Source organism: Dyella sp. (assembly GCF_035486915.1).
Taxonomy (GTDB): Bacteria; Pseudomonadota; Gammaproteobacteria; order Xanthomonadales; family Rhodanobacteraceae; genus Dyella_B.
Window position 1 is genome coordinate 1 of sequence record NZ_DATHMR010000185.1, and the last position, 5,549, is coordinate 5,549.

Annotated in this window: 4 protein-coding genes; 3 read left to right on the top strand and 1 reads right to left on the bottom strand. The window is 60.5% G+C overall.

Annotation, left to right across the window (positions count from 1 at the left end; all coding sequences use genetic code 11):
- Positions 1-921: ABC transporter ATP-binding protein (locus VK725_RS15125; protein ID WP_325318885.1), on the top strand; the 921-nt coding region annotated here is incomplete at its 5' end.
- A 34-nt stretch (positions 922-955) separates the two neighbouring features.
- On the opposite strand, the gene VK725_RS15130 is transcribed toward VK725_RS15125, so the two are convergent.
- Positions 956-2,722: a chloride channel protein gene (locus VK725_RS15130; RefSeq protein WP_325318888.1), complete on the bottom strand. Its 1,767-nt coding sequence runs from the start codon at positions 2,720-2,722 to the stop codon at positions 956-958.
- A gap of 233 nt (positions 2,723-2,955) precedes the next feature.
- Here VK725_RS15130 and VK725_RS15135 point away from each other — a divergent pair, with 233 nt between their 5' ends.
- Positions 2,956-3,381 (top strand): heavy metal-responsive transcriptional regulator, encoded by a 426-nt coding sequence (locus VK725_RS15135; RefSeq protein WP_325318886.1) that lies wholly within the window; start codon positions 2,956-2,958, stop codon positions 3,379-3,381.
- Positions 3,378-5,549 (top strand): heavy metal translocating P-type ATPase (locus tag VK725_RS15140; protein ID WP_325318887.1); only part of this gene is annotated, 2,172 nt, incomplete at its 3' end. The genes VK725_RS15135 and VK725_RS15140, both read left to right, overlap by 4 nt.

The window sequence follows — 5,549 nt, forward strand, 5'->3', positions numbered from 1 at the left end:
GTCATTCGCATCAACAACATGTCGGGCTGGATCATGTGGGTGGTCAACGGCATTTTCGAAAATGTCGGCACCGTGCAAGACGGCATCACGACGATCTCTCAGCCGCGCGCCGTGCAGGATCGTGACGGTGCCATGCCACTCGAAGTGGTCGCTGGCGAGGTACGTTTCGAAGACATCCATTTCCATTACGGTAAACAGGGCGGCATCATTTCCGGTTTGAACATGCATGTACGGCCGGGCGAGAAGATCGGTCTGATTGGGCCATCCGGCGCGGGCAAGTCCACGCTGGTGAATGTGCTGCTGCGTTTGTATGACCTGGAAGGCGGTCATATCCGCATCGATGGCACGGATATCTCGCACGTGACGCAGGAAAGCTTGCGCTCGCAGATCGGCGTGGTGACGCAGGACACCTCACTGCTGCATCGTTCCGTGCGCGACAACTTGCTGTACGGCCGCCCCGATGCGAGCGAAGCGCAATTGCTCGAAGCGGTTCGCAAGGCGCGCGCGGATGAATTCATTCCCAACCTGATCGATGGCGAAGAGCGCCGCGGTCTGGATGCGCACGTGGGCGAACGTGGCGTGAAGTTGTCTGGCGGACAGCGGCAGCGCATCGCCATTGCGCGCGTATTGCTGAAAGATGCGCCGATTCTTGTGCTCGATGAAGCGACGTCGGCGCTGGACTCCGAAGTCGAAGCGGCCATTCAGGAAAGTCTGGAACTGCTGATGCAGGGCAAGACAGTCATTGCGATTGCGCACCGTCTTTCTACCATTGCACGGATGGACCGTCTTGTCGTGATGGACAAGGGGCAGGTGGTGGAGAGCGGAACGCACGCGGAGCTGATTGCACACGGCGGTTTGTATGCACGGCTGTGGCAGCGGCAGACCGGCGGCTTTGTCGCCGCAGATGACGCGCTGGTTTAAGCGAGCGCGTCACCGTTGCGTTGACCCAGTTCGCTCAGGCAGAGGGCGACTTTTTCCCTAGGTGCCTGGACAATTCCCGCGCCTCGCGCAGCCTTCTGGCGTGCGCGGCCAACAGATCGCCGCGCGTCACGATGCCCAGCATGCGATGCGGCGTCTCCCGGCTGACCACCACCAGGCGGCCGACACCCGCCTCAACCATGTGATCGGCGGCTTCACGCAGCGTGTGATCTTCGCGCACCACCAGAGGTGGGCGTTGTATCAGCGAACCTACTTTCGTTTCATCGCTTAAGGTGGCGTCATACAACTGGCGGCGCGTGACCACGCCCAGGAGTTGTCCGTTGTCGTCTACAACCGGGAAACCCTGGTGCTTGGTAGCCGTGGCGTCGGAAGTCAGCCACGCGCGAATTTCTGCAAAAGTCTGGCTTGCCCGTAAGCTCACAACCTCACGACTGCACGCATCGCGCACATAAATCTGATCCAGATAGTCGGCAGCGTAATCGGAAGGAACGCGCACGCCGCGACGCACGATCTTTTCCGTCATGATCGTATTGCGCATGAGCAGGCCGGAAATCAGATAGGCCGCTGCGCAGGCGCCCAGCAGCGGCAGTAATCCGTGTGGCTGCTGGGTGGTTTCGAACGCAAACACAACCGATGTAAGAAACGCGCGCGATGCGCCTGCGAAGATGGCGGCCATGCATACCAGCGCCGACATCCGCGGATCGATGTGCAGACTCGGTACGGCAGCAGCGAGCCAAATACCCAGCACGCCACCCAATGCGCCGCCAATGGTAAAGAGCGGCGCCAGGGTACCGCCGGATGTTCCGCTTCCGAGCGCGACCGACCAGGAAAGCAGTTTCAGCAGGCACAGTGCGAGCATCACGCCAAGGGTCATCTGTCCGGCGAGCACGGCGGCGATGTTGGTGTATCCCACGCCCAGCGTCAGCGGCATGAAGTAACCGACGATGCCGACGACAAAGCCACCCAGTGCCGGCCACCACATCCAGTGAATGGGCAATTTTTCGAAGCCATCTTCGATGGCATAGGTGAGGCGCGTGACGCCGACACTCACCACACCTACGATCAGACCAAGTATCACGTAGACGGCGAGGGCGGGAAGCGATGGCGTGGCCATGTCCGGCATCGGAAACATCGGCTGATTGCCTTCCAGCAGATAGCGAACGCCGGTGCCGACCGTCGTGGCCAGCGCCACAGGAATCAACGAACGCGCACGGCGTTCGAACAACAGCAATTCAATGGACAGCAATACTGCTGCAATCGGTGCCGAAAACACGGCGGCCATGCCTGCGGCGGCACCCGATGCCAACAGCGTTTTGCGCTCATCCGCCGTGACATGCATCAGCTGCGCGATAAGCGAACCGAGCGCGCCGCCCGTCGCAATGATCGGACCTTCTGCGCCGAAGGGGCCGCCCGTACCGATCGCGATCGCCGATGAAACGGGTTTGAGCCATGTGATGCGTGGCGGAATGCGGCTCTCATTGAGCAACACCTGTTCCATCGCTTCAGGGATACCGTGACCACGAATCGCGCGCGAACCCCAACGCGCCATCGCGCCTACGATCAGTCCGCCAATCACCGGTACCAGAATGGCGAGTCGGCCAAGGTGATTGGCCGCCGGACTGACGAAGTCGAAGCTCCAGCGGCCGTAAAAGGCGATGTTCGTCACCAGCCCGATCAACCTCGTGAGTACCTTTGCAACGACCGCAACCGCGCCGCCCAAGAGCATTGCGACGAAGCTGATCCACAGGACGCGGCTATCCAGCGGCCGAAATTGCCGGGGCATGTGGGCCGCGGCAAGGGTGGGGTCCATCGATGGAGCGACAGGCAGCGATGCACGGGTGTGCTGTTCGGGGGTTTCGGTCTGCATCGCTTGAGCCAGCTTGACGGTGGCGAAAGGTTAGTGAGATCGCGGCGCGAAAGCTGGCTGGAAAATGAATGGGGTGTCGTCAACTTTCCAAGTATTTCTTTTGCAAAGCGCTTGACTCTAGACCTTGATCAAGGGTCTAGACTTTCCGCATGACCACTCCCACGCCGTCCCTGACTATCGGTACCGTCGCCAAGCGCGCCGGCGTTCCCATCGACACTATCCGCTATTACGAGCGCGAAGGCTTGTTGCCCGAACCGCTGCGGCGCGCATCGGGTTACCGCAGTTACAACGAGTCGGCGATCAGCCGGCTGCGCTTTATCCGCCGCGCCAAGGACCTGGGTTTCACGCTGGACGAAATTCGCGATCTGCTCGCGCTGTCTGCCGATCGCCATCGTGGCGTGAAAGCGGTGCGGCAACGCGCCGAGCAACGGTTGGCGGGCATCGATGCGCGCATTGCCGAACTCATGCGCATTCGCAAGGGCCTGGAGCAATTGATCGAAGCTTGTCCGGGCCGCGGCGATCCGGAGCAATGTCCGATCCTGCGTGCATTGAGCGATGAGGAGCCCCAGGCATGAGCGACCATGGCGCGTGCTGTCATGCGGCCGATCACGCGGCTCGCGATCCGATTTGCGGCATGAGTGTCGACACTGCAACGGCAAAACATCGCAGCGAGTACGATGGCAAGGCATTCTATTTTTGCTGCGTTGGCTGCAAGGCAAAGTTCGATGCCGAACCCGCGCGCTATGCGCAGGCAAAACCTGTCGCCTTTGCCACGCATCCAAAGACCTTGCATGTGCTTCCGGGACAAGGAGCCGCCCATCGGCATGAAGCGAAGGAGCTGGCGAAAGATCCCGTCTGTGGCATGACGGTAGATCCAGCCATGGCGTTGCATCGCGCTGAGCACAACGGTCACGCACATTATTTCTGCGCGGCAAGTTGCCGGCAGAAATTTATCGCCGACCCGGATAAGTACTTGCAGGAGCATCGCGAACCCGCGGTTGCTGCGTCCGGTGCGGTCTATACATGCCCTATGCATCCGGAAGTACAGCAGGACGGTCCCGGCGATTGCCCGCTATGTGGCATGGCGCTGGAACCGATGATGCCAAGTCTGGAAGACCACGATGCGAGTGAGCTCCAGACGATGAAGCGTCGCTTGTGGACATTGATGGGTCTGACGCTTCCGGTATTCGTCATCGCGATGCTGCCGCATATGACGCGGCTGTCATGGCCCGCCGCATGGATGGGTATTACCGGCTGGACAGAAGCCGTGCTTGCAAGCATCGTCGTGCTGTGGGGTGGCGCTTCGTTTTTCGCGCGCGGTTGGCGCTCTCTCAAACCGTGGCAACCGAACATGTACACGCTGATTGCCATCGGCACGGGCGTCGCGTGGGCATACAGTACGCTGGCGTTTCTGTTTCCGCAGATATTTCCGGCGGGCTTTCGTGACATGCACGGACATGTCGCCGTGTACTTTGAATCCGCGGCAGTCATCGTCACACTGGTAACGCTTGGCGATTTCCTCGAGTGGCGAGCACGGCGGCGCACCGGCGAGGCGCTGAAGGCATTGCTCGGTCTCACACCGAAAACGGCGCGGCGTTTGTCGGGCGAAACGGAGGAAAGCGACGTTCCCATCGGCGACGTGCTAGTTGGTGATGTGCTGCGTATTCGCCCTGGCGAAAAAGTGCCTGTCGATGGCGTCGTGCTGAGTGGCACGAGTCAGGTGGACGAATCCATGCTGACGGGCGAGCCGATGCCGGTAGAGAAAAAAGCAGGCGATGCATTGACCGGCGGCACCGTGAATCGCGATGGCGCACTGACGATGCGTGCTAAGAACGTAGGTGCGTCGACGGTGCTTTCGCAAATCGTCGCGCAGGTCGCCCAGGCACAACGCAGCAAAGCACCCTTACAGCGTCTAGCCGATCGTGTGGCAGCGTGGTTTGTACCGGTCGTCATTGCGGTGGCGTTGCTCGCTTTCGGCTGCTGGGCATGGTTCGGGCCAGAGCCGCGTTTTGCCAACGCATTGATTGCCGCGGTATCGGTCCTGATCGTGGCGTGTCCATGTGCGCTAGGGTTGGCGACACCTATTTCAATCATGGTGGCGAGCGGACGAGGTGCTCAGCAAGGCTTGCTGTTCAAGGATGCGGCCGCGATCGAGACGCTGCGCGATGTCGATACGCTCGTCGTCGATAAAACCGGCACCTTGACCGAAGGCAAGCCAGTGTTGACGTCTATCGCCGCGCTCGGACAAAACAGTCGAGAAAACCTCCTGACGCTCGCAGCAAGCCTGGAGCAATCAAGCGAGCATCCTTTGGCGAAAGCCATCCTGGATGCGGCGAAGGCGGAGCGCGCGCATCTTGTTCGTGCCACGGTTTTTCACATGCTTGCCGGTGGTGGTGTGTATGGCCGAGTGATGCACAACGACGTGGTGTTCGGCAACGCACGCATGATGAACGAGCAGGGTATCGCGCTGGATGCGGAAACACTCGCCAAAGCCGATGCTTTGCGCGAGCAAGGTTCCACCGTGATGATGCTTGCGCTGGATGGCAAGCTCGCTGGCTTGTTTGCGGTGAGCGATCGCATCAAATCGGATACGCCGTCGGCTATTGCTGATCTCAAGGCACAGGGCTTGCGTATCGTGATGCTGACGGGCGACAACGCCACCACGGCAAACAAGGTAGCGCGTGCGTTGGGTATCGAGGAGGTGCACGCAGATGTTTCGCCGTCCGGCAAGACGCAAGTGATC